Source organism: Enterobacter sp. CRENT-193 (assembly GCF_002787395.1).
Classification (GTDB): domain Bacteria; phylum Pseudomonadota; class Gammaproteobacteria; order Enterobacterales; family Enterobacteriaceae; genus Enterobacter; species Enterobacter hormaechei_C.
Genome location: NZ_CP024812.1, coordinates 3,288,546 through 3,309,689, shown reverse-complemented (window position 1 = coordinate 3,309,689; position 21,144 = coordinate 3,288,546). Strand labels below are relative to the sequence as shown.

Below are 21,144 nucleotides of genomic sequence, written 5' to 3'. Positions count from 1 at the left end.
AGGCCCGAAGAAGCCGAAACACTCTGGCACGTCCGTAACGAAGCGATTCGCCATGGCTGCAAAATCTAGTGGGTTTTGCCATGCTGGGTGAAAATACGCATTACTCGCGTATGGCCGACGCGCATTTACGCTGTATTGAAATGGCAATTGATTTGTAAGGTCAGAACAGTTGACGCTAACCGTACGTCCTTTATGCACAGATGATTACCCACAATGGCGACCGCTGTGGGATGGCTATACCCATTTTTATGAGTGCTACCTTGACGAGTCCGTTACCGCGGCCACCTGGGACAGGGCGCTCGCAGATTCATCATCTCTGTTTTGCCGTGTCGTGGAGAAGGACGGCCGCGTCATCGGCTTCGCCATGTGCGTCCTGCATGAAGGGACCTGGTCAACCGCGCCCGTTTGCTATCTGGAAGATCTGTTTGTTGACGCTGCCGAACGTGGCGCAGGGGCGGGTAAAGCGCTTATCGACGCCCTGATCGATGAAGGCAAGCGGGAAGGGTGGTCAAAACTCTACTGGGTAACCCGCATGAACAATCCGGCGCGTAAGCTGTATGATCACTATGGTGAAGCCGACGATTACGTCCGGTACCGAATCTCGCTTTAGTCGTTTAATACCTGGGTTTGTATCACACTGTATCTGCCTCTGTGATACATACACAGGTATGCAATAAAACCGCATCCGCACACATCTCCTATACAAACGCATGGTGTTATATCTCCGTCAACTGAACTTACCCGGAGATAACATCATGTTTAATAAACTCGCATACTCAGCCGTCGCCCTGACCGTATCACTTGGCACCGTGATGTCCTGCCAGGCAGAAGCGACGGGGAAGGATTACGCGTCGGCCTTTAACCAGGTTAAACAGATTAACGCTGGCGATTTGAACGTCGGTTACATCGATATCGGGCCAAAAGAGGGGCAACCGGTGATCCTGCTACATGGCTGGCCGTACGACATTCACAGTTATGAAGAAGTGGCCCCCGCGCTGGCCGCGAAGGGGTATCGTGTCATTGTGCCGTCCCTGCGCGGGTACGGCACCACACGCTTTATTTCTGATAAAACGCCGCGAAACGGCCAGCCTTCGGCAATGGCAAAAGACATCGTCAACCTGATGGACGCCCTGAATATCAAACAGGCTGTGTTTGCCGGTTATGACTGGGGGGCGCGTACGGCAGATATCGTTGCAGCGCTCTGGCCGGAACGGGTGAAATCGCTGGTCTCGGTAAGTGGCTACCTGATCAGCAGCCAGGCGATTGGCAAACAGCCTTTACCGCCGAAGGCAGAGGTTCAGTGGTGGTATCAGTTCTATTTCGCCACGCCGCGCGGGGCGGAGGGCTATGCTAAAAATACGCACGATTTTGCCCGGTTGATTTGGTCCCAGGCTTCGCCTGTCTGGAAATTCAGCGATGCCACCTTCAATGCCAGCGCCAAATCCCTCGATAACCCGGACCACGTTGCCGTCACGCTCAGTAATTACCGCTGGCGTCTGGGGCTGGAGAAGGGTGAGCAGAAATATGACGCCTACGAACAAAAGCTGGCTACGCTGCCGAATATTACGGTGCCGACCATCACCATCGAGGGCGGTAACAACGGAGCACCACATCCTGTACCCGCAGCCTATGCAGGGAAATTCACCGGAAAATATGAGCACCGTACTTTCGGCGCAACGGTTGGCCACAACCCGCCGCAGGAAGATCCGCAGGACTTTGTTAAAGCCGTTGTCGACGCGGATAAGCTCTGATATGTGCTATTTTCAATCCGTTACCTCTTAATCAGGAGCCTGCGGTGGAGCATATTGATCACATCCTTGTCGTCGATGACGACAGGGATATTCGTGAACTGATTGTCGATTACCTCGTGAAATCCGGTTACCACGCCTCTGGCGCGGCGAACGGGAAAGAGATGCGCGTAGTGCTCGACAAACAGCATATCGACCTGGTGGTGCTGGACGTGATGATGCCCGGCGATGATGGCCTGACGCTGTGTCGACAGCTGCGCAGCAGCAGGCATAAGGATCTGCCGATCCTGATGCTCACCGCGCGCAACGAGGACACGGACCGGATCCTGGGACTGGAGATGGGCGCCGACGATTATGTGGTGAAACCGTTTGTGGCCCGCGAACTGCTGGCGCGTATCAAAGCTATCCTGCGTCGTTTTCGTACTATGCCGCCTAATCTTCAGGTGACCGAGGCAGGGCGCCTGGTGGTGTTCGGTGAATGGCAACTGGATACCGTGGCGCGTCATCTGATTGATAACGAGGGGATGGTTGTGGCGCTCAGCGGGGCGGAATATCGCCTTTTGCGCGTATTCCTCGATCATCCTCAACGGGTGCTGACCCGCGATCAGCTGCTGAACCTGACGCAGGGACGTGATGCCGAGCTGTTTGAGCGTTCGATTGATCTCCTGGTGAGCCGCGTGCGACAGCGCCTGAATGAAGATGCCCGCACGCCGGCCTACATTAAAACCGTTCGCAGCGAAGGCTACGTTTTTACCATGCCGGTGACCATCGTCGAGGCCAATGAATGACGCTGTGGCCCCGCACCTTACTGGCCCGGCTGCTGATCATTGTGCTGCTTGGACTTTTACTGGCTAACGCGCTCAGCCTGACGCTGGTCATGGTTGAGCGAATGCACAGCGCGCGCACGGTTATGCTGGGCAATCTTGAGAATGACGTGGCGACCAGCGTGGCCATTCTCGACCGGCTTCCGGGCAAAGAGCGGCCAGAGTGGCTGGAACGGCTCAGTCGCGGTAATTATCGTTATATCCTTGGCCCCGGCGAGGCAGGCGCCGCACCAACGGACAAGCGCTCGCGGGATGCAATTCGCACCCTGAAAGAGACGCTTTCAGCCCAATATCCGCTCCAGTTTACGGCGGTGCCAGGGCCGATCTCCCATATTCAGGCCCATCTGACGCTCCGCGACGGCGCACCGCTCACTATCGATCTGATCCCGCGCATGCCGCCTGTCGCCAGCTGGTTACCCGTGGTGCTAGTTCTTCAGCTGTTACTTGTCGCGCTCTGCTCCTGGATTGCCGTACGCCAGGTTGTCCGGCCTTTCCTGCAATTCACGCGTGCGGTTGATTCCCTCGATCCTGCGGCCCATTCACCGATGACTGAAAAAGGACCGGTTGAAGTGCGCCAGGCTGCACACGCTTTTAATGAGATGCAGTCGCGGATACAAACGTATCTGCGTGAACGCGCGCAGATTCTGGCGTCCATTTCTCACGATCTCCAGACGCCCATCACGCGCATGAAGCTGCGGATCGAAATGGCAGATCAGCCCGAACTCCGCGATAAGCTGCTGAGCGACCTGGATAATATGTCGCGCCTGGTACGGGAGGGGATTGCCTATGCCCGGTCATCAGAATCACTGGAAGAGACCACGCTGAAGCTGGAGCTGAACGCGTGGGTTAACAGCATCGCCAGTGATTATCAGGACATTGGTAAAAACGTGCAGTTTCATGCACGTAATGCGCGTCTGCCGATCGTTACTCGTCCACAGGCATTGCGCAGGGTAATGACCAATCTGCTGGATAATGCGCTCAAGTTTGGCGATAGCGCGGTTATAGAGATTGATGAAGATGAAAGGCAGGTAGCGATCCGTATTATGGATAACGGCCCCGGCATCCCGGAGGCAGAACTGGAGGCGGTGTTACAGCCGTTCTACCGGGTTGAAACGTCGCGCAACCGCGAAACGGGCGGCACCGGGTTAGGCCTCGCCATTGCCGCGCAGCTCACCGCCCAGCTTGACGGGAAATTGCATATTGCAAACCGGGCAGAGGGCGGGTTGGCCGTAAGCGTGACTCTTCCGCGCGGTTAATTGTACGCCTGTGTATCTGCACCCCGTGCCGATACGCAGGCAGACAAAATTCAGCTTTTCGCACACGGCCTGAACACATTCGTACGGTCAAATAACCTCACTGCACCTTCGCAGCAACCGTATCGTGAGGTCGTTATGTTTCTGATAATCGCTTTTTTGGGCGGCATGATTAGCCTGCTCAGTCCGTGCACGCTTCCCGTCATTCCTCTGCTGTTCGCTGGCTTTCAGGGGCAGCGCAAACACATTCTGGCGCTTCTGTCGGGAATGATTGTGATGTTCACGTTGGTGGCGATGGTAGTAACGGTTGCCAGCGAGTGGATCGCTGACGCCACCGTTATCGGTCGCTGGATTGCGCTGCTGATACTGAGCATTGCCGCCCTGGCTCTGATCTTCCCGCAGTTTGCTCAGCGCATTGCCCGTCCGGCGGTCAGTGCGGGAAACGTTCTCAACACCCACAGCGTTCAGCGACGCGGCCTGGTTTCGGCTTTTCTGGCAGGGCTGGCCGTTGGACTTCTGTGGTCCCCCTGTGCCGGACCGATTCTCGGGGCGATCTTCAGCATTAATATTGCGGGCCACTCGGCCATCGCAACCGGAGCGCTGTTAGCCGCTTACGGCAGTGGATGCGCGTTGATGCTGGGGCTGCTTGTCGCGGGGGGCCGTAAGCTGATAACCCCTCTGAGAGTCAAATCCGCATTGATGGCGCGTTTGCGTCAGGGAGCGGGAGTGATGATGTTAGCTGCCGTTGCGTTCAACGCCAGCGGGATGACCTCAGCCCTGAAAGGTGCCAACGGTATTGCCGACCAGCTGGAAAACGCTCTGTTGAGCCTTGCGCAACCATCCTCCACGCAGGTGAAACTGCAACCAGTCGCTGACGCAACAACGAGCAGCCAGCTACCATCATTAAGCGGCGGTACGGGCTGGGTAAACGGTGACCCTGTCACGTCTGAGGCCTTGCGGGGGAAAGTTGTGCTTATCGATTTCTGGACCTGGGACTGTATCAACTGCCAGCATACCCTTCCGCATGTTCGAGACTGGGCGAAGAAATATGAGTCACAAGGTCTGATGGTGATTGGCGTCCATACCCCGGAATACCCCTGGGAAAAACCGTTATCATCGGTGAAAAACGCGGTCAATAAATGGCAGCTGCCGTACCGCGTAGTGACGGATAATAACTACAAAATCTGGAGCGCGTTCGGAAATCAGTACTGGCCAGCGCATTACTATTTCGATGCGAAAGGGCAACTGCGTTACACCGCGTTTGGCGAAGGTAACTACGACAAGCAGGAGGCCGTGATTCAGCAGTTGCTCAAGGAAGCGCGTTCCTGATCCGGCTTACGGAACCCGCTGAGCCACCATAAACAGGCGCGGAAAAGCCAGCAGTATCTGCCCGTTCTCCTGGAGCGGATACTGCTCTTCCAGCAGCTCAAGGTAGCGTTTCAGATAGTTTTTCTGCTCGCTTTCGTTGAGTTCCTGTAACCACGGCCGTAACCCCGTCGCGCTGATCCAGTCAATAATCGCCTGATGAGAGCTCATCTGATGGAAGTAGGTGGTGCGCCAGATATCCACGTCACATCCCGCTTCCGTCAGAATATCGTAGTAGGCATGGATACCCGGCAATGGCTCGCGGCCACGATCGGGGTAGCCCTGTTCCCAGGCAACTTCACGCATCAGGGCGTGCGTCGGCTCAAGCCAGTTGTCAGGCATTTGCACCGCCAGCACGCCGTTTAACTGGAGCAGTGAAACCAGGTGTGGCAGAAGGTGGTAATGGTCCGGGATCCATTGCAATGAGGCGTTGGCGTAGATCAGGCTGAGCGGCTGGTCAGGTTTGTAGTGCCGGATATCTGCCTCAACAAAGTGGCAGTCTGGCAGGGCCTGTCGGGCTTCCTCCAGCATGGCCGGGGAGTTATCCACGCCGGCGATCTGCGCAGAAGGCCAGCGCTGTTTCAGCAGCGCGGTGCTGTTGCCTGGCCCGCAGCCCAAATCCACGGCTGAGGTTATGTCAGCAAGCGGCACCCGGGCCAGTAACTCAGCGGCGGGACGTGTGCGTTCTGCGCTGTACTGTAGATAAAGAGAGGGATCCCAGTCGGCCATTTTCGCATCTCCATGTTGAGGTGTTCAGCAAGAATAGCACAGGCAAATACCTGCGCCGGGGCAGGTATCTGGCTAATGGTGAGATTATAAAATGCCTTTGAGGGCCAGGTGATAGAGCAGCATGATGGTTTTTCCGTCGACGATCTGCCCATTTTCAATGCCCCGAAGCGCGTCGTCCAGCGTCATTTCCAGCACGTCGATATCTTCCCCCTCAGCTTTAACGCCGCCGCCCGCGCTGGTCCGATCCTGCGGATGATATTCCGCCAGATAGAAGTAGAGTTTCTCGGTAACCGAGCCCGGGCTCATATAGGCCTCAAAAATTTTCTCTACGCGCGTCACCTTAAACCCGGTTTCTTCTTCCGCTTCGGCCTTAATCCGGCTTTCCGGGTCAAGGTTATCAAGCAACCCGGCGGCCGCCTCAATGAGATCCTCTTCGTGACCATTGATAAACACCGGGAAACGGAACTGACGCGTCAGAATGATGGTTTTGCTGTCGCGATTATAGAGCAGGATCGTCGCGCCATTCCCCCGGTCATACACTTCACGCTCTTGCCGCTGCCACTCGCCATCGCTACGCTGGAAGTCAAAAGTGTATTTTTTCAGGTTATACCAGTTGTCGGACAACGTTTCGCTGTTGATGATGCGTATATCTGCACGTTTTGATTGCACGTTTGGCTCTCCTCTCGTAGAGTAAGCATCATAAACAGCACTATCGTGCAAATACAAGACATATCGTGCAACAGCAGGAATAAATCATGCTTACAAGCCAGCGTAAACAGCTGATTCTGGAAAAACTGGAGGCGGAAGGCCAGGTCCAGTCAACTGCGCTCAGCCTCTTTTTCTCGGTGTCTGAGGACACTATCCGCCGGGATTTACGTGAACTGGCGGCAGAAGGGCGTTTGCAGCGTGTTCACGGCGGTGCACTGCCAGCATCTTCAGCGATTGCGCCTTTTGCCGAGCGTCAGTCCGTCAAAATGGATGCAAAAAAACGCGTGGCACGGCGAGGCGCGCAGCTCATTTCACCGGGGCAGGTGGTGATCATTGATGGCGGGACGACCACCTCCGAACTTATTACATTCTTGCCACCCGATTTACCGATAACCGTGGTGACGCACAGCCCGGGTATCGCATTGGGTCTGGTCGGCCATCCGAGCATAGAGGTGATCCTGATCGGTGGTCGTTTGTATAAACACTCCATCGTCACGGTCGGCGCGGCCGCAATTGAAGGCATCAATAATATTCATGCGGATCTGTTTTTCATGGGTGTCACCGGCGTGCATCCTGAGGCCGGGCTGACCACCGGAGATTATGAAGAAGCGTGCATCAAACGTGCATTTTCCGGCAGAGCGGCGGAAACGGTGGTACTGGCCTCGCCGGAAAAGATCAACACGGCCTCGGCGTTCGTGATTGGCGACCTGTCGCTGGTGAATACGCTGGTTGTTGAAAACACAACGGATGAACGCTGGGTGAGCGCCATGAAAGAAAAGGGCGTTACGGTGATCGCAAGCCAGTAAATATCCGCTTTTTTGCCAGCCTGACCGCCAGGCTGTCAAAAAGACAAAGGTTATCCTTCACGCGGATTTCTAGACTAAGGCTTTCATCTGTTTAAGGACAAGCCATGAAAGCGATCTCCATTCTGGCGTGCGGCGCGGACCCAACCGCGCAACGCCTGTCAACGTCTGCCATTCAGCAGGCCATAAACAGTGCTCAACAGAACGATGTCATTGTTATTCCTCAAGGCCGTTTTCTGACCGGCGCACTGTTTCTGAAAAGCGGTGTTTCGCTTCGCCTGGATGCTGGCGCACAGCTCGTTGGAAGCCAGGATCTGGCTGATTATCCCCTGATAAACACCCGGGTGGCCGGCATTGATATGCGCTGGCCGGCAGGGATTATTAATATCATCGATTGTGAAAACGTCAGCATTACCGGTACAGGTACGATAGACGGGCAGGGTGTCATCTGGTGGCAACGCTTCTGGGGCGATGACGAACGCAGCGGCATGGTTGGCGATTACAGCGCCAGAGGATTACGCTGGGTGATTGATTACGACTGTCAGCGCCCGCGCAATATCCTGGTCTTTGAAAGCCAGAACATTCTGCTGCGTGATTTTACCAGTCGGGAGTCCGGATTCTGGAACATACACCTCTGTTATTCGCGCCGTATCGCGGTTGAGGGTGTGCAAATCAGCAATTCTGCGGGGCCGAGCACCGACGGGATTGACGTCGACTCCTGCGAACAGGTGCGGATTGAACGCTGCATTGTGTCCTGCAATGACGACAATATTTGCATCAAATCTGGACGAGGACGCGAAGCGGCGCAAAAAGCACGTACCGCGCGGGATATAGTGATTCGAGGATGTACGCTGAATAAGGGATCCGGGATCACGCTGGGGAGTGAAACTTCAGGTGGCATTGAACGCGTCCTGATAGAAGATAACGCGTTTAACGGAACGGGCGTCGGGTTTCGCATTAAGTCGGCCCGCAACCGTGGCGGGTTTATCCGTGATATCACCGTCCAAAATTTACGTCTTACGGACGTACGTTTTCCGGTGCTGATCCAGCTGAACTGGTTTCCGCAGTACAGCTATGGTGACCAGAGCAATTTATCTGATAAACCAGAACACTGGCGCAAGCTGGCTGAAGGTGTTGAGGGCGAAGCCGGTCTTACTGAGGTCAGCGGACTGACGATTAAAAATATGACGGCGCGTCGCTCAGACAACAAATATTTCTCGCGGGCATTTTTCATTGCGGGGTATCCGGAGCGTCCTGTGGCCGGGTTAACGCTGGAGGGGATTTTTATTGACGCGACAGAGTTTGGGAAAATTTCCGGTGTGGATGGGTTGCGCTTTCAGGATGTGCAGGTGACTGCCGTAGAGAACACGCAAGACTGTAACGACAGTTATGAACGTTGATGGCATAGAATCTATGGGCATAATTCGCTGAATGAGCAGAACAAGGCTGGGCCCGAAACGGCTGGATTTGTTCTTAATTAATCTTTGTCAAAGCAAGTTTAAAATGTCACCTCTTTGTGCAAGATAGAAAGGGCACTTTCAGCCTATGTAATCATATTAATGTGACTGCTGCGTTATCCCACTCAACCAATTAATAAAGCAAAAGTTAAATATGAAAGACTGGAATAAAAATATAACGAAAACATCTTAATATGGAAATATCTGTGTCAACGGGATCTTTAGTTATTGAATATCTGGTTCTAAATAGGTTCTACATTCAACGGGAAGGGAAACCAAATATCTATATGTTTTTTATAAATACCATTACGTGGCAAACAACAATCTGCATATTTTTTTAAAGAATCTCCACATGGACAAATATTTTCTGGCGATAATACTCCATCATGTTCTTTCGCCTTAAATCTCCAGGTCGTAATATTGAAAATTTGATGTGGGGATTGTATGTATTTGACAACACTAATTAAAGTTGAATAGTTATAATGATCACCATCATTGGAGAAAAAAACACTACATTTGTTAACGGGATTACTAACTATGTCATAAGTAATTAATTCAAAATCGATCACTTCATCAAAGCAAAGAACTCCATTATAAAGTTTATTTTTAACATGACCACAATCATTAATAAAACTACGGGTTGTATTACATACTGAACATTTCACTTCTTTTATTATTTCACGAGAACTACCGAAGATTTTATATGGGAATAACGCCTGCCAATTACATACCATTCTCGCTAAGAAGTTAACACCATAGAAATTAACCTCAGGCAGAAACTCATTATTTTCTTTAATATGTATTAAATCTATTTCTATCCTTTCAAGTTCTACCCATGCTTCATAAAAATCACCTCTTGTAAGTAAATTAATGACTTGAATATATTTTAAATGGGCTAGTAAAATTGTTTTGTATAAAAACAATCTGTTTGATTCATTATTCAAGCTCAAGGATTGAGCTTTTTTTAACTCAGCATTAAGATAATCAAGAATAGCACTATCTTCTTGAGTAATACACATCCAACGCTTTAACTTTTCGTGAATATTCATAATATCTATATAGATTTTTATTTGATTTTGTTAATTACTTTTAAAACATCGTCTACTTTTCCAGAAACAGTGTATTTCACATGTTTTCCTGATTTATTTTTTTTAATTATAGAGACTTTAACGTCTATATCTCTAGTTCCAAAGTTATCAATTTTTTTCTGAATATAATTTGAAACAAGATTTACTAAAAAAGGTATCATTACTGATGTGGCAAAGAAAGTGCCTAACGCTAACGTTATACTGTTTAATTGCAGGTACGAAACACCATTAGAATCTCCGTACACTTTAACATTAGAATGTGATTGCTTGGTGAACTGGAAAAAATCCAGTGCATTACCTCCAGTAATTTTTGAACTATCAAAAACGATCGCAATCTCATCATCTTGAGGTTCATATGAAGAAATGATTTTTACCTCTTCATCTTCATCACTCATTTCACTCAAAGTAATGGGGTTCATTCTCAACTCCTTGTTTTATATTTTTACATTCAAATTTTACTATACGACTGGTTAATTGCTCCTGTCCAACACACACCAGAGTTCATATGCTTAGCATACAAGGGACCAATGCCAGTAGCGACAGGCTAGTGTGTCAAAAAACCACATGAAGATCAATCTCCTGCGGAAAATTTGGCCGCAATTAGTTTCATTGTCCTTTCCATGCCTTGATAAACTGTCGCATCTGTAATGTTTAACCTTGCGAGTTCCTTAAGTATTCTAGCTTTGTTTCTGATCACTATTTTTTCTACTTTAAACTCTTGCATAGCATCATCAGGGTTTGAAACTAAATCGGGATAAACAGCATTATTCCCAAATAATAAGAATGCACCTGACTGTGATGACATCCTTTCATTATTATTTCTTCCTTTAACGAAAATTAACCTTTCCAAATCTGATGGTATAATTACATCTTTAAAATAAGGTTTTTCATCTTTAATGTAATGTATGAGTTTTTGACAAGCTTCAGTTTTATTGAAAGCCTCCTTGTCCATTTTACAATCCAGCTGATCTTTCAGTGTTTGACTTAGCATTGATATATTTGATATGCAACTTACTGTATCAGAGTCAAAGAATTTTATACGATCCCTTTTTGTTTTGAAAATAATAACATGTCCATCAACCTCATTTGTATTTTCATTATTACTAATGTCGCAACAAGCGAAATACAGAGCGATTAGTGGATTTGATGTTATATCCAACAAACGAGTTGGTAGTCCGTAGTGTTGCATCCTTACTAACTTGTCTAGCATTGTTTTATCATCAACAAACTCAGTTGGCCTTGCTGTTAGGGCTTCACGGACTAAATTTGATTCACTGTGCAAATGCTTGAAGTTACCTTTTTTGTTTTTCCTGAAAACTGATGGAGCCAACTCGTAAGATACATCAGAATGTCCACGATAAAATATTTCTGCATCTTCTTCATGATCTTGTTCTAAAACACGCGCCATGAAACTTTGAACATTATCTATTATTGGGTAGTTATCAACTTCATCAGGAAGTGCTTCAGTAGGAGGAAGTGGTGTACTTCTTGTCGTTATATTTAGAAGTGCTAATGTTTGATTTAAATCACGTGCTTTTATTCCCCAGTGAGTCCGTTTCAGCCCATATGCACCTAATTCTAAAGCTGTTTGATATAACTCTTTGTTTATCACTACGACATCATCTTGTGAGTGAGTGATTCTGAAATCAAACTCAACATTTTTGTTAACTGTTCGTAGATTTGAAATTACACCAAGTCGCAAAGTAATGTATTCAACATTGTCTCGGGAATAAAGTTCTGACATAAAAAGCGTAGGTAATTTCTCAATATAAGATAATGCTTTATCATTCAAAGGCGTTAACTTCAACCGGATGTCATCAGAGGTGCCTTCTAACATACGTGATATAGGAAAATCACAACTCCCACTAACCCGTTCATACATGGGCCAATGTTCAAAATAGTCAGGTTCTCCGCCCATAATTAGATTAAACATTAAAACTAAATCCTTATATTTTACTTAATGAATTATTTACAATCCAATCAATTGCGCCAGAGGTGCGAATCCAAGGCTTTATATTATGATTCACATAATAAATGGCTTCATCCATTCCACCTAACGTGATATATCCACTGTTAGACTTGATCTGTAATCTGCACTTCGATAACAAGCCGGGGATGTGTCTATTAGAATCAATCGCAGCTTTAGCGATATCATCGGCATCCGGGGATGACTGTCGGTAGGCGAGTAGGGCGCGTGTATACTGAAAAAACGAACGCATATCCCCAGGATAATCGTCCAGTAGCAAGGCCAGATCATCCACCATTTCAAGCTCAAGGTAATAGTTCGCTAATAAATGACGAATCCCCTGGTTATCGTTCGGGTTGAGCTTCAGCATTTCGCGGCTATGAGCCATAGCCGGATAAAAATTACCAGACTCCCATAAGGCCTCAGCCAAAGCTGCTTTTGCTCTCATATATGGACGTGTTTCGACAAATCCCCAGAAACGTCCTGCGAACTCCTGAAAATCCTCGCCAAGTGCAATGCTGGCTGCGTACAAAGCAGTCTCCAGCTTCCCGATTTTTGACTCAGGAGGTTCTTGAGATATCTCGCAGTAGAATGAGTATGCGTCAGCACAGAGCGGGGATTTCTTGATAGCTTTTCTGATGAGTTTCAGCACAACTTCCAGGTCATCATTTTCCCAGGCATCGAACATGAACTCCTGAGCCGCAACCAGATCTAGATGTAATTGCTCAGAGCTGACAGCAGTTTTATACAAATCAACGCGCTTTGTAGTCGGGAATTTAATCATCTCAAGTATCCTTTTGGGGACTCACTGTTCCGGTACTTTGCAGCACTGATGGTCGATTCTATCGCTTTGAACTTGCCACAAACAAGCTCGGGTCTGCCAGAACGGGATTGATAGCCCGGAGCTGTTCCTGGATGCGCACCTGAGCCTTACGGCTGGGCGATTTTTTGCTTCGTTCCCGTTTGCCTTCGCTTTCCCGCTCATCCTGTTTTACCTGAGCCAGTCGGAGTACAGTCCCGAGACGTTTGTTATCAACAATCTGCCCCTGGTCGACACAGGCCAGCTTATCAAATGCCTGGCACTTAAGGCTCCGGTGCCCATAGAGGAAGGCGAGGGTGCCATCGGGATAATCCAGTACTTTAATTTTTTCACCGGCAAGACGGCTATTTTCTTCTGTGGTGTCCATGAGATAAAGGATCTTATCGTACTGGAAGGTCAGTGATTTCGACACGGTACGAACATCATGCCAGGCAAAGATGTCTCTTAATTCATCGGGGCTTTCCTGCACCGGACGATGCAAATCTTTGGGGAACTTAGCCGGTCGTGAAAACCGGCTGTTAAAGTCAGCGATGAAAGTGGCAAGCCAGGCATTTGCGGCCTCAATGCCGGTTATACCTTCCAGACGCATTTCTTTGATCAGCCGATCCTGAAGTGTCTGATTCGCACGTTCCACGCGGCCTTTAGCTTCAGAGCTGTTGGCACAAATAAGCTCGATTGCCAGGTCATAAAGCACACGTCCGAACTGGGTAACGGTGGTATTGCGTTTCTCCGGACCACTGACGCGAAATATTGCGTGTTTGTCACTGTACAGCGATACCGGCTTCCCATGCTGCTCGATGTATTCCCGGGTTGCCAGCATGTAGTCAAAGGCTGTTTCTGACTCGCTGAACCGCAAATGCATCAGACGCCCGGTGGCATCATCGATAAAGACCAGCAGGCAGCATTTTGGCGCACGGCCTTCAAACCAGTCATGGTGGGAGCCGTCGATCTGGATAAGTTCACCCAGACAATCACGCCGATGTCGGGGTTGATAAACCCGTGACTTACGGCGAGCATGCGGGACCCAGAGTCCGTCAGACGTCATCCAGTTGCGGACGGTCTCGATTGAAAGCCGGATATTATGGCGCTCTCTGAGTTTTTCTGCGGCCAGTGTGGGCCCAAAGTCACTGTAGTTTTCACGTATCAGCGTGAGTACTCGTAGTTTGAGAGATTCGGTCAACCGGCGGTTGCTGGGCTGGCCGCGTTTGCGGCTGACAAGTCCTTCAGCACCAGAAACTCGGTAACGATTGATAAGTCGTTGCGCCTGACGTTCTGAAATGCCAAGCTGTGATGCTGCATCACGACGGCGTAGACGCTTTTCACAAACTGCCTGTATCACCGGTAGGCGGTGGATCTCTTTATCTGACATGGTCACCAACATGCGTTGAGCCCCTTAGAATTGCATTCAGTTTAGCTTACTCTAAGGTGACGTTTCTATCTGGATAAAAAGTGACATTACTAAATGGTTCTAACAATCTTAGTGCGCATAATGTATATTATGTTAAATATGGTGGGTTTGCTCTTAAGTTCATGAGTCCCTCTCTTTCAGGAACTTACCGATGAATCAGTCAGTTGCCAAAGTTTAGTTGTGGACTTACGATGACTTCATAACACAAAAATTACGGGGCATCCGCTAAGTTCATGGCATATACCATCTTACATTTATCGAGGAACAACCAGAGAACTCATCTCATAGTTGATGATGTGACTACCCTACCGGTCATGTTCGCCACAATTTATGGAATGAATGAACTGAGCAAGAAAAGCCTAGGGACTCAAGAAAACATTTTGTGTTCGCTGCGTTTCTTTTACGTCTATTACTATAAGAAGCATAAACAAACATTTGACTACGATTTCTATCGGTCTGGCTACAATATCTCCTGTTTTATCAGGGAGCTTGATGGCTTCTTTACTTATCTGCTCGGGAAGCAGCACCTGAGTGACGAGACCGACATAATCTCTAACGGGTTTTTACATTCGGCACTCTCCAGAACCAACAAGTCCACCTATGGTAACCACGTCAGAAACGTTGGCCGATTCCTTAAGTATCTCAACTATAGATATATGAATCTGGCATACCAAGATATGTCACCTACTGAAGCTCACCAGATTAACCAGGCGAACCATAGAGATCTCGCTGCCAGAATTAAGGTCTTCAATAGAGTTGAAGTATCCAGGAACGAACCAGCTCACCGATACAAAAGTATCACCAGCCAGCAAAGTATCGAACTAACGAACATGTTAATCCCCTCCACTCCTGAATTTTCAGATATCGAGACCGGCGAACTATTCACGGCCGTGGTTAATCCCCAAAACCCATTCGATTCAGGATTTCAACAATACCGTAACTACCTTATTCACCGGTTAATGTTTAACTATGGCTTACGTGTTGGTGAAGTTCAATTGTTGATGAAGGATTGCGTGGGGCCAACCCTTCCAGACTCACGAGGTAACATTCGTTTCATCCTGATTGTACAAAATCTACGAGATGATGTAGTTGACCCAAGGAAACAACAACCTTCACTCAAGACTGAGCATTCACAGCGACAAATCGAACTAACCGAAGATGACTTCATTATGTTTACCATTTATATGGAGCAATATCGGTCCCCATTATTTGAAGAGAAAAAAATTGTTGACCATGAGTTTGTTTTTATTAAAGGCTCAGGTAGGTTAACTCCATTAACTTACGATGCAATTCGAACATTTTATAAGGAAAAAATTGATCCGGCATTCATTGCCCTATTCCCTCATTATCGTACGAAAAGTAATAAAAATATTAATAATATGGTTAATATAACACCACACGTTGGGCGGCATACTTGGGCTAATATCACTCTTGAGTTTATTTACAATAGTCTCCTGAGTGAATCACTAATACTGGCGCAAGACTATGGTATTCGAGCAAGGATGAATGGAGTACTTGAACCAGCTATTGAACAACTTCGTGCTGTTGCCGATGATGCTGGCATTTTAAATCATCCACTTCTCAAGGAATTAGTGCGGCGGAAAGAGCATGTAAATCAGGTTATGGCTCGCATTGAAATGGCAAAGGCCGGAGGACTATTTAATCGATGACTACACAAATAACAATACGTAATAAACAGGCGGATAATCTTCTTATTTATATAGAGAAATATAAAGCAAAATTTGAAGAGCGTCTTGTTGCCTACAATGCTGTTGGACAACTGGAGTGGAATGCCGGTTCCTGGCGTTTTGGTGAGAAAGGTGTTGCATGGCTTAAAGAAACAAAAGATCGCGGCTTTAAGTGGGACGAAGTTTCTAGTCGTATTAAGGGGCTCTCACAAATGAATATTTCTTCGGAATTTCAGGATTTTATGCGAGCTTATCACATGCATCTGGTGTGTATCATTGGCGGATTACCATCAGGTTCTACACTAGACAAACCATTACAGGTCATGAAGCGCTGGTATTGGGAAATGGTAAATAAAACAGGTCAAACGCATCCAATGTATCTGACTTCCGATATTATTCATGCAGCGATGGAGCGGCATCATGAGAATTCTGACAGTCCTGATAATGTCAGTGACTATTGCGATATTGCAGTAAAGGCCATTGCTTTACTACGTCAATATGATCTTTTCTTAGTTAATATTGAAGTCAAAAATAAGTATCCTTATCGAAATGGTTCTAACAGCACTAAAGAAAGGAAGAAAGCGCAAGAAGCCACCCCTGATCAAACTGATGATGAAAGACTCATATCAATCCGTGCATTTATGTGTGTTATTGAGTTGATCGCTTTAGCTGAGAATAGTTATCAGCGTATCTTTTACAATATGTTGTTACTCACAATTATTTGCGGTTTCCGTTTCCAGGAAATAATGTTGCTGAAAATGACTTCTTTGGTTAAGCGAGAAATTACGGATAAAGATAAACGTCAGCACGCAATAGATCAAGACTGGCCTACTTACAGGTTGGGTATTGAGTATCTTGGTGCAAAAAAGGCTGGATGGCGGATCCATTGGCTGGCGCCAAGCACTTATTCTGTCGTTGAGATGATTTATAAATGTTCGAGAATTGACCTCTGGGTTCCGTAAAACGATTCAGGGCTTCAGAGATTCTAATTTCACTAATATGCTCCCAGGTAAGATCGCTGATTTTCCTGATGAATGGATTGAGCAAAATTATCTTGAAGACATCATGTTTAGTGGTTCTGGTGGCTCCAGGAATGATCTTGGAAAGAGTATTCGGAATTCCATTGCGAACTTTAGCGGACATAAACCTAAGGTAATACCCGTTCATAAACAGAAGAACAGCTGGTACTTCACTAAAGAACAGTTGAATGATTATGTCTATCAGCGTTACGCTCAAGCAAAAAACTTTGAGCCTGGGCACCAGTGCATAATTTCAGCCAAAAACAATGGTGACTGGGAACACTTCAATTATGAAGACCTGATGTTCATCATGCCGGAAGGTGCATTTGGAATTGGTAAAGATTTTGTTTCATTGCAACATATTTTTCCACTTGATGAAAACTCAATAGAAGCTTGGTTAGGCGGAACACAAAACCGAAAATCTATCTTTGATCACTTTAATCTTTTTGAAGATGATGGGTCCCGTGTCATTATCAAAAAGCATGTACCGAGACATAACATAAATACATTCTTGGCAATCGCTGGAGTGACGGATCATATTCAGGCCATCCTAATGGGGCGTGTTGATATCACCCAGAATAAACACTATCAGCATCAGGCCGAATCACAGTCCTATCAGACCGCTTCTCTAGCAATCAATATGCTGGAAAAGGCTTATGATGAGAACAATCAAGCTCTCACGAAGAGTTTCCAGCTATCACTCTTTACTACGCAGCAGAAGCCCTGCATTCCGGTCAACCTACCCTCCCCCAGAACTGAGGTTAGCCGCAGAATGGCAGCTCTATCACGGTCTTCCAAGACGGTAAAAAACACAGGTGTTGGAAACGTTAAATTAACAACCTCACTAATGATAAATCCTGAGCTCAATACCGAGCATAATCTGAAGCAGAACATGCAGACTTTTGGTGAAACAACTGCTGAGGTTGTGGACTATATAACTGGCACAATGTCCGATAAGTTTCTGCCTGAACTAAAACGTGCACATGACAAGTTAGTACAACAAAATTTGGCTGATAAGGCGAAATCACTGCTTCAACGCCATGCAAAACTGCATCCTCTTGGATTTGGAGCCTGTACGAGAGATGTAGCTCGCTGGGGTTGTCCTCATGCGCTTAAGTGTCAGTCTGGTCTACCTTGTGGCTACTTCACTCTTACAGGTCGTCTTGGCGAAGCGGAAGAAGCATCACGACGTTTATCAAACAAGCGAAAAGAAATCATTCAACTCCGTAAGTTGACTATAGTGAATCCAAGCTTCATGCTGGCTTTAAAAGAACAGGAAGAAGCTCTCATCGTGCTCGAGGCTCTTGAAGCTGATGCTATAAAGGTTCAAGGCGAGAAAAAACTGGTTTCCCTGTTTTCTGATGATCTGAACAACCCATTATATAAAGTTATTGAGCGAATTAATAAACAAATGCTAATTGGCAAAACCCCAAAAACCCTAGCTGATCTTTTCTTTATTGAACAGAAACGTATAGAGAGAAATAATAATGGCTAAGACCCCACGCAGTCGCAATGCAGACGATAAAGTCATTCAGGGTAAGGAACTTGATGCTTACATCAAAGCCGAGCTACAAGCCATGGTGCAAGAGGGACTGGAAAAATCCCCAATTCAGCCATCCACGTTACATGCCCGTCTTAAAGCCAAAGGAATAGTTAAAGGTGGCATTAGTACCCTCACCTCTCGAAAAATTATCATCAATAATTACAGGCTTCGCCAGCATAACAACTATGAAGATGGTAAACGAGAGTTGACAACAGATGAAAAGGCTAAATTGGCTATGGGGCGAACCGGCGCTGCTTATATAAGTAAGGCAAATCGTCTTGATGCTGAAATTATAGCATTGAAAGCTAAATATGAACGAAATGTACTGGCGCTCGCCGACATCATTGAGTATATCGACAACGCAACTCCTATCAAAGTTGAGGACATGCTTGCAGACGATCTCATTCGAGAACTTGCTGAGCGCAAAAGAAATTCAAGAATGAGCTAATGAGTAAACGCCCTACTCTATTCGTAAAATTAGCGCGCTAATTATCAATACTCCCTCTTCTATGTCCTTTATGTCGAAGGGAGTCTTCCATTCTAATGGCGATTTGGCTCTTTACACCAGTTTAATGCTGCACTTTATTACCTTCTAAAAGATCAATAGCCTTTTGTAGAACATCAGTTGTTACCACCATGTTTTACACCTGAAGACGTTTTGAGTGCTTCGATAAGATTACTTCGCTCTTCCTCTGTCATCCGGGATATGAGTAATGCAAGTTCTGCTGTGGTCTGATCATCACAAAAAAAGTAGTTTAACGGCACGTTTAACTCTGACGCCATCCGTCGAAGCGTATCAATATCGGGGACATGCCGCCCTTTCTCATAATGATTCATACGACTGCTAGCCGAAGCGGGATCAAACCCAACAAGGAGGCCCAGTGAGCGCTGTGATAAACCCGCCCTGCATCTCGCTTCCTTAAGTCGTTCTGGTATCGGATTTTTTTCAGACACTGATTCATCTTCATTGGCCTCGAATGCTTAGATTGTCTAAGTATCTGCCATTGTTGTATACTTAGCAATCCTAAGTTAACAGCCTTGTTTTAGCCCTATGAATAGTCGAGTAACCAACCCTGAGTCGTACATATTTTCTGCAATCATTTATATTGGGAAGGATAACTTCACCAGTAACGATGTAGCGAAAATTCTTATCGAGCGATTTTCATTTCAAAAAACTTTTTTTAAGGCAAAAGCTTTTACTTATAACCAGATTCAACGTCTGGTTAGAAATGGATTATTAAGTAAAGTACGAAAAGTAGGCGTATATCAATATTCATACTCAAGAACATCTGAATTTAATGTTGCAATAGAAAGTGTGGATTTAATTGAGGCAACATCAAGTTCTTCTTGTCAACTTGTTTCAAATGCAACCAGCAATGAAAACAGCAACGTAAACATTAAAATAGAGTCTCTTATTGAAAAATACAGCAGTGAGTTGGCAAAAGTAACAGGAGCAAAGGAGATTTATGAAGAATTAATCATTGCTGTGCCGAGTAGAGAGGATGAATTTAGGAAACTTTCCTTTGAACAAGAAAAAAAACACATTAAGATAAATGAAAAAATAAACACATTAATTAGTATCGTTAATGAATCTGTTTCGATAAAGCAATGAGTGTTTATAACTATTTGAAGCTAAATGGAACCATGAAGAAGAGAGGGCAAAGCCTTGCCCTCTCCATCTCATGCACTGATAAATCATCATAAAAATGATCATTAACAGCACGTACCACTATATGCTAGTCCGTAATAAATATAATCCCAGCCGACCCCATATGCAACCTTTCAATCTGCACTGCTACTCATTAAACAACGAGTTCATCATTACACCTTATAAGCTGTAAAGTAAAAAAACTCCCTACAGGCTGTTTTTTTACAATTATTGAACATATTTTAAACTAATCAACATGGTCACCTACTTATGGATACTGCATTTCCAGTTAAACTTCTCAGTCAGTTACGCCCGCTTTTAATTGGTTTTCGTAAATCGAAAGGATTAACTCAAAGAGAATTATCTGCCAGATTGGGTGTGACTCAGCAGACTTACGCTCGTCTTGAGGCAAATCCTTCAAAGGCAAGTTTTCAGCGACTCTACAAAGTGTTAAATATTTTAGGAGTGGAGATGTCCCTTAATTCTGCGCCTATTTTAACGGATGCAAGAACTTCAAAATTTGTAGAAAAAGAGTTTGATTTACCGGCAAGGAGTGAAGATTGGTGATAGTTGCGCGTATGCAAAACGATGGGTGAAGAAGCTTTAGGACCTCATCTAAATGTTTCTTCAATCAAACCTTGATACCTATTGCATCACATTTAAATCAGAAAGTGTGTGTCATAATTCCTGTAACTTCGATGTAAATGCAACTTTCGTGAATTTCGAAGGAACGCCACATGGCTGTTATCCGCCACGTCAGTATTCAGAATTCTCGGTCCATTGGGCTACCCCCACGCCCGTAGATAAATTGTGTCTTCACGACGAGGCCTATTCGAAGGCCTCAGGACTGACGCCGCCGAGATGACTGTGGCGTCGGGCCCAGTTGTAGAACATTTCAATGTAATCGAAGATATACTCCCGGGCCATATCACATGTTATATATATGTGTTTCCTGAACCGTTCTTTTTTCAGCGAACTGAAGAACGATTCGGCCACCGCATTATCCCAGCAGTTGCCGCAAAATGGCATGATAGCGCGGTTATGGGTGGCGTGGTTTAAAATTTAAATCCTAACGTG

General features: G+C 46.5%; 21 protein-coding genes and 1 pseudogene. 13 read left to right on the top strand and 9 right to left on the bottom strand.

All coding sequences use genetic code 11. The annotated features are described in order from the left end of the window. Positions 1-169: 169 nt before the first annotated feature. The 5 genes from CU081_RS16490 (at position 170) to CU081_RS16470 (ending at position 5,154) form a co-directional block, all read left to right on the top strand. Positions 170-610, top strand: a complete 441-nt coding sequence (locus CU081_RS16490; RefSeq protein ID WP_003857152.1) for a GNAT family N-acetyltransferase — start codon at positions 170-172, stop codon at positions 608-610. A 145-nt stretch (positions 611-755) separates the two neighbouring features. Then, entirely contained in the window at positions 756-1,751 is a 996-nt protein-coding gene (locus tag CU081_RS16485) for an alpha/beta fold hydrolase (RefSeq protein ID WP_022651193.1), read from the top strand. A 44-nt stretch (positions 1,752-1,795) separates the two neighbouring features. Then, on the top strand, positions 1,796-2,536 hold the full coding sequence (locus CU081_RS16480) for a response regulator (protein ID WP_022651194.1): 741 nt from the start codon (positions 1,796-1,798) through the stop codon (positions 2,534-2,536). Next, a complete protein-coding gene (locus CU081_RS16475) occupies positions 2,533-3,828 on the top strand; it encodes an ATP-binding protein (protein WP_022651195.1) in 1,296 nt (431 codons plus the stop codon). Before CU081_RS16480 ends, CU081_RS16475 begins: the two co-directional genes overlap by 4 nt. A 135-nt stretch (positions 3,829-3,963) precedes the next feature. Beyond that, complete coding sequence (locus CU081_RS16470) at positions 3,964-5,154, top strand: cytochrome c biogenesis protein/redoxin (RefSeq protein ID WP_022651196.1); 1,191 nt, start codon at positions 3,964-3,966, stop codon at positions 5,152-5,154. A 6-nt stretch (positions 5,155-5,160) separates the two neighbouring features. Here CU081_RS16470 and tam read toward each other — a convergent pair whose 3' ends face one another. Further along, positions 5,161-5,919 carry a trans-aconitate 2-methyltransferase gene (gene tam / locus CU081_RS16465; RefSeq protein ID WP_022651197.1) on the bottom strand — a complete coding sequence of 253 codons (759 nt, stop codon included), beginning with the start codon at positions 5,917-5,919 and terminating at the stop codon, positions 5,161-5,163. 84 nt (positions 5,920-6,003) lie between these two features. After that, on the bottom strand, positions 6,004-6,588 hold the full coding sequence (locus CU081_RS16460; protein ID WP_022651198.1) for an NUDIX hydrolase: 585 nt from the start codon (positions 6,586-6,588) through the stop codon (positions 6,004-6,006). 86 nt (positions 6,589-6,674) lie between these two features. Here CU081_RS16460 and CU081_RS16455 point away from each other — a divergent pair, with 86 nt between their 5' ends. Next, the gene (locus CU081_RS16455) at positions 6,675-7,433 is read left to right on the top strand and encodes a DeoR/GlpR family DNA-binding transcription regulator (RefSeq protein ID WP_003857136.1); all 759 of its coding nucleotides are present in this window, start codon (positions 6,675-6,677) and stop codon (positions 7,431-7,433) included. 104 nt (positions 7,434-7,537) lie between these two features. Further along, a complete protein-coding gene (locus CU081_RS16450; protein WP_022651199.1) occupies positions 7,538-8,830 on the top strand; it encodes a glycoside hydrolase family 28 protein in 1,293 nt (430 codons plus the stop codon). 299 nt (positions 8,831-9,129) lie between these two features. Here CU081_RS16450 and CU081_RS16445 read toward each other — a convergent pair whose 3' ends face one another. The 5 genes from CU081_RS16445 to CU081_RS16425 all read right to left on the bottom strand — a co-directional run bounded on the left by CU081_RS16445 (position 9,130) and on the right by CU081_RS16425 (position 14,130). Further along, entirely contained in the window at positions 9,130-9,936 is an 807-nt protein-coding gene (locus CU081_RS16445; RefSeq protein WP_016239971.1) for a hypothetical protein, read from the bottom strand. A 17-nt stretch (positions 9,937-9,953) separates the two neighbouring features. Next, positions 9,954-10,394: a hypothetical protein gene (locus CU081_RS16440; protein WP_016239970.1), complete on the bottom strand. Its 441-nt coding sequence runs from the start codon at positions 10,392-10,394 to the stop codon at positions 9,954-9,956. Positions 10,395-10,546: 152 nt separating this feature from the next. After that, the gene (locus tag CU081_RS16435) at positions 10,547-11,908 is read right to left on the bottom strand and encodes an FRG domain-containing protein (protein ID WP_000482601.1); all 1,362 of its coding nucleotides are present in this window, start codon (positions 11,906-11,908) and stop codon (positions 10,547-10,549) included. A gap of 13 nt (positions 11,909-11,921) precedes the next feature. Further along, the gene (locus CU081_RS16430) at positions 11,922-12,725 is read right to left on the bottom strand and encodes a hypothetical protein (RefSeq protein WP_000589340.1); all 804 of its coding nucleotides are present in this window, start codon (positions 12,723-12,725) and stop codon (positions 11,922-11,924) included. A gap of 58 nt (positions 12,726-12,783) precedes the next feature. Next, positions 12,784-14,130 (bottom strand): ISNCY-like element ISLad2 family transposase, encoded by a 1,347-nt coding sequence (locus CU081_RS16425; protein ID WP_076611902.1) that lies wholly within the window; start codon positions 14,128-14,130, stop codon positions 12,784-12,786. 272 nt (positions 14,131-14,402) lie between these two features. Between CU081_RS16425 and CU081_RS16420 the strand changes: the two genes are divergently transcribed. Genes CU081_RS16420 through CU081_RS16410 form a run of 4 tightly spaced genes read left to right on the top strand, consistent with a single transcriptional unit; the run spans position 14,403 to position 18,867 of the window. Beyond that, positions 14,403-15,839, top strand: a complete 1,437-nt coding sequence (locus CU081_RS16420) for a site-specific integrase (protein ID WP_080396122.1) — start codon at positions 14,403-14,405, stop codon at positions 15,837-15,839. After that, a complete protein-coding gene (locus tag CU081_RS26620) occupies positions 15,836-16,819 on the top strand; it encodes a hypothetical protein (RefSeq protein ID WP_225990546.1) in 984 nt (327 codons plus the stop codon). Before CU081_RS16420 ends, CU081_RS26620 begins: the two co-directional genes overlap by 4 nt. After that, positions 16,800-18,371, top strand: coding sequence for a hypothetical protein (locus tag CU081_RS26615; protein ID WP_225990547.1), 1,572 nt, complete (start codon positions 16,800-16,802; stop codon positions 18,369-18,371). The genes CU081_RS26620 and CU081_RS26615 overlap by 20 nt, the downstream gene beginning before the upstream one ends. Further along, complete coding sequence (locus CU081_RS16410) at positions 18,364-18,867, top strand: hypothetical protein (protein WP_001140767.1); 504 nt, start codon at positions 18,364-18,366, stop codon at positions 18,865-18,867. Before CU081_RS26615 ends, CU081_RS16410 begins: the two co-directional genes overlap by 8 nt. Before the next feature lie 173 nt (positions 18,868-19,040). On the opposite strand, the gene CU081_RS16405 is transcribed toward CU081_RS16410, so the two are convergent. Beyond that, entirely contained in the window at positions 19,041-19,373 is a 333-nt protein-coding gene (locus CU081_RS16405) for a helix-turn-helix domain-containing protein (protein ID WP_071598204.1), read from the bottom strand. A 97-nt stretch (positions 19,374-19,470) separates the two neighbouring features. Here CU081_RS16405 and CU081_RS16400 point away from each other — a divergent pair, with 97 nt between their 5' ends. Together CU081_RS16400 and CU081_RS16390 are read left to right on the top strand one after the other, a co-directional pair. Further along, the gene (locus CU081_RS16400) at positions 19,471-20,031 is read left to right on the top strand and encodes a hypothetical protein (RefSeq protein WP_004016094.1); all 561 of its coding nucleotides are present in this window, start codon (positions 19,471-19,473) and stop codon (positions 20,029-20,031) included. Positions 20,032-20,337: 306 nt separating this feature from the next. Further along, positions 20,338-20,634, top strand: a complete 297-nt coding sequence (locus tag CU081_RS16390; protein WP_001542733.1) for a helix-turn-helix domain-containing protein — start codon at positions 20,338-20,340, stop codon at positions 20,632-20,634. 261 nt (positions 20,635-20,895) lie between these two features. Here the strand turns inward: CU081_RS16390 and CU081_RS16380 are convergent. Further along, positions 20,896-21,084, bottom strand: a pseudogene (locus tag CU081_RS16380) (IS3 family transposase); the annotation flags it as partial. Between the last annotated feature and the right edge of the window lie 60 nt (positions 21,085-21,144).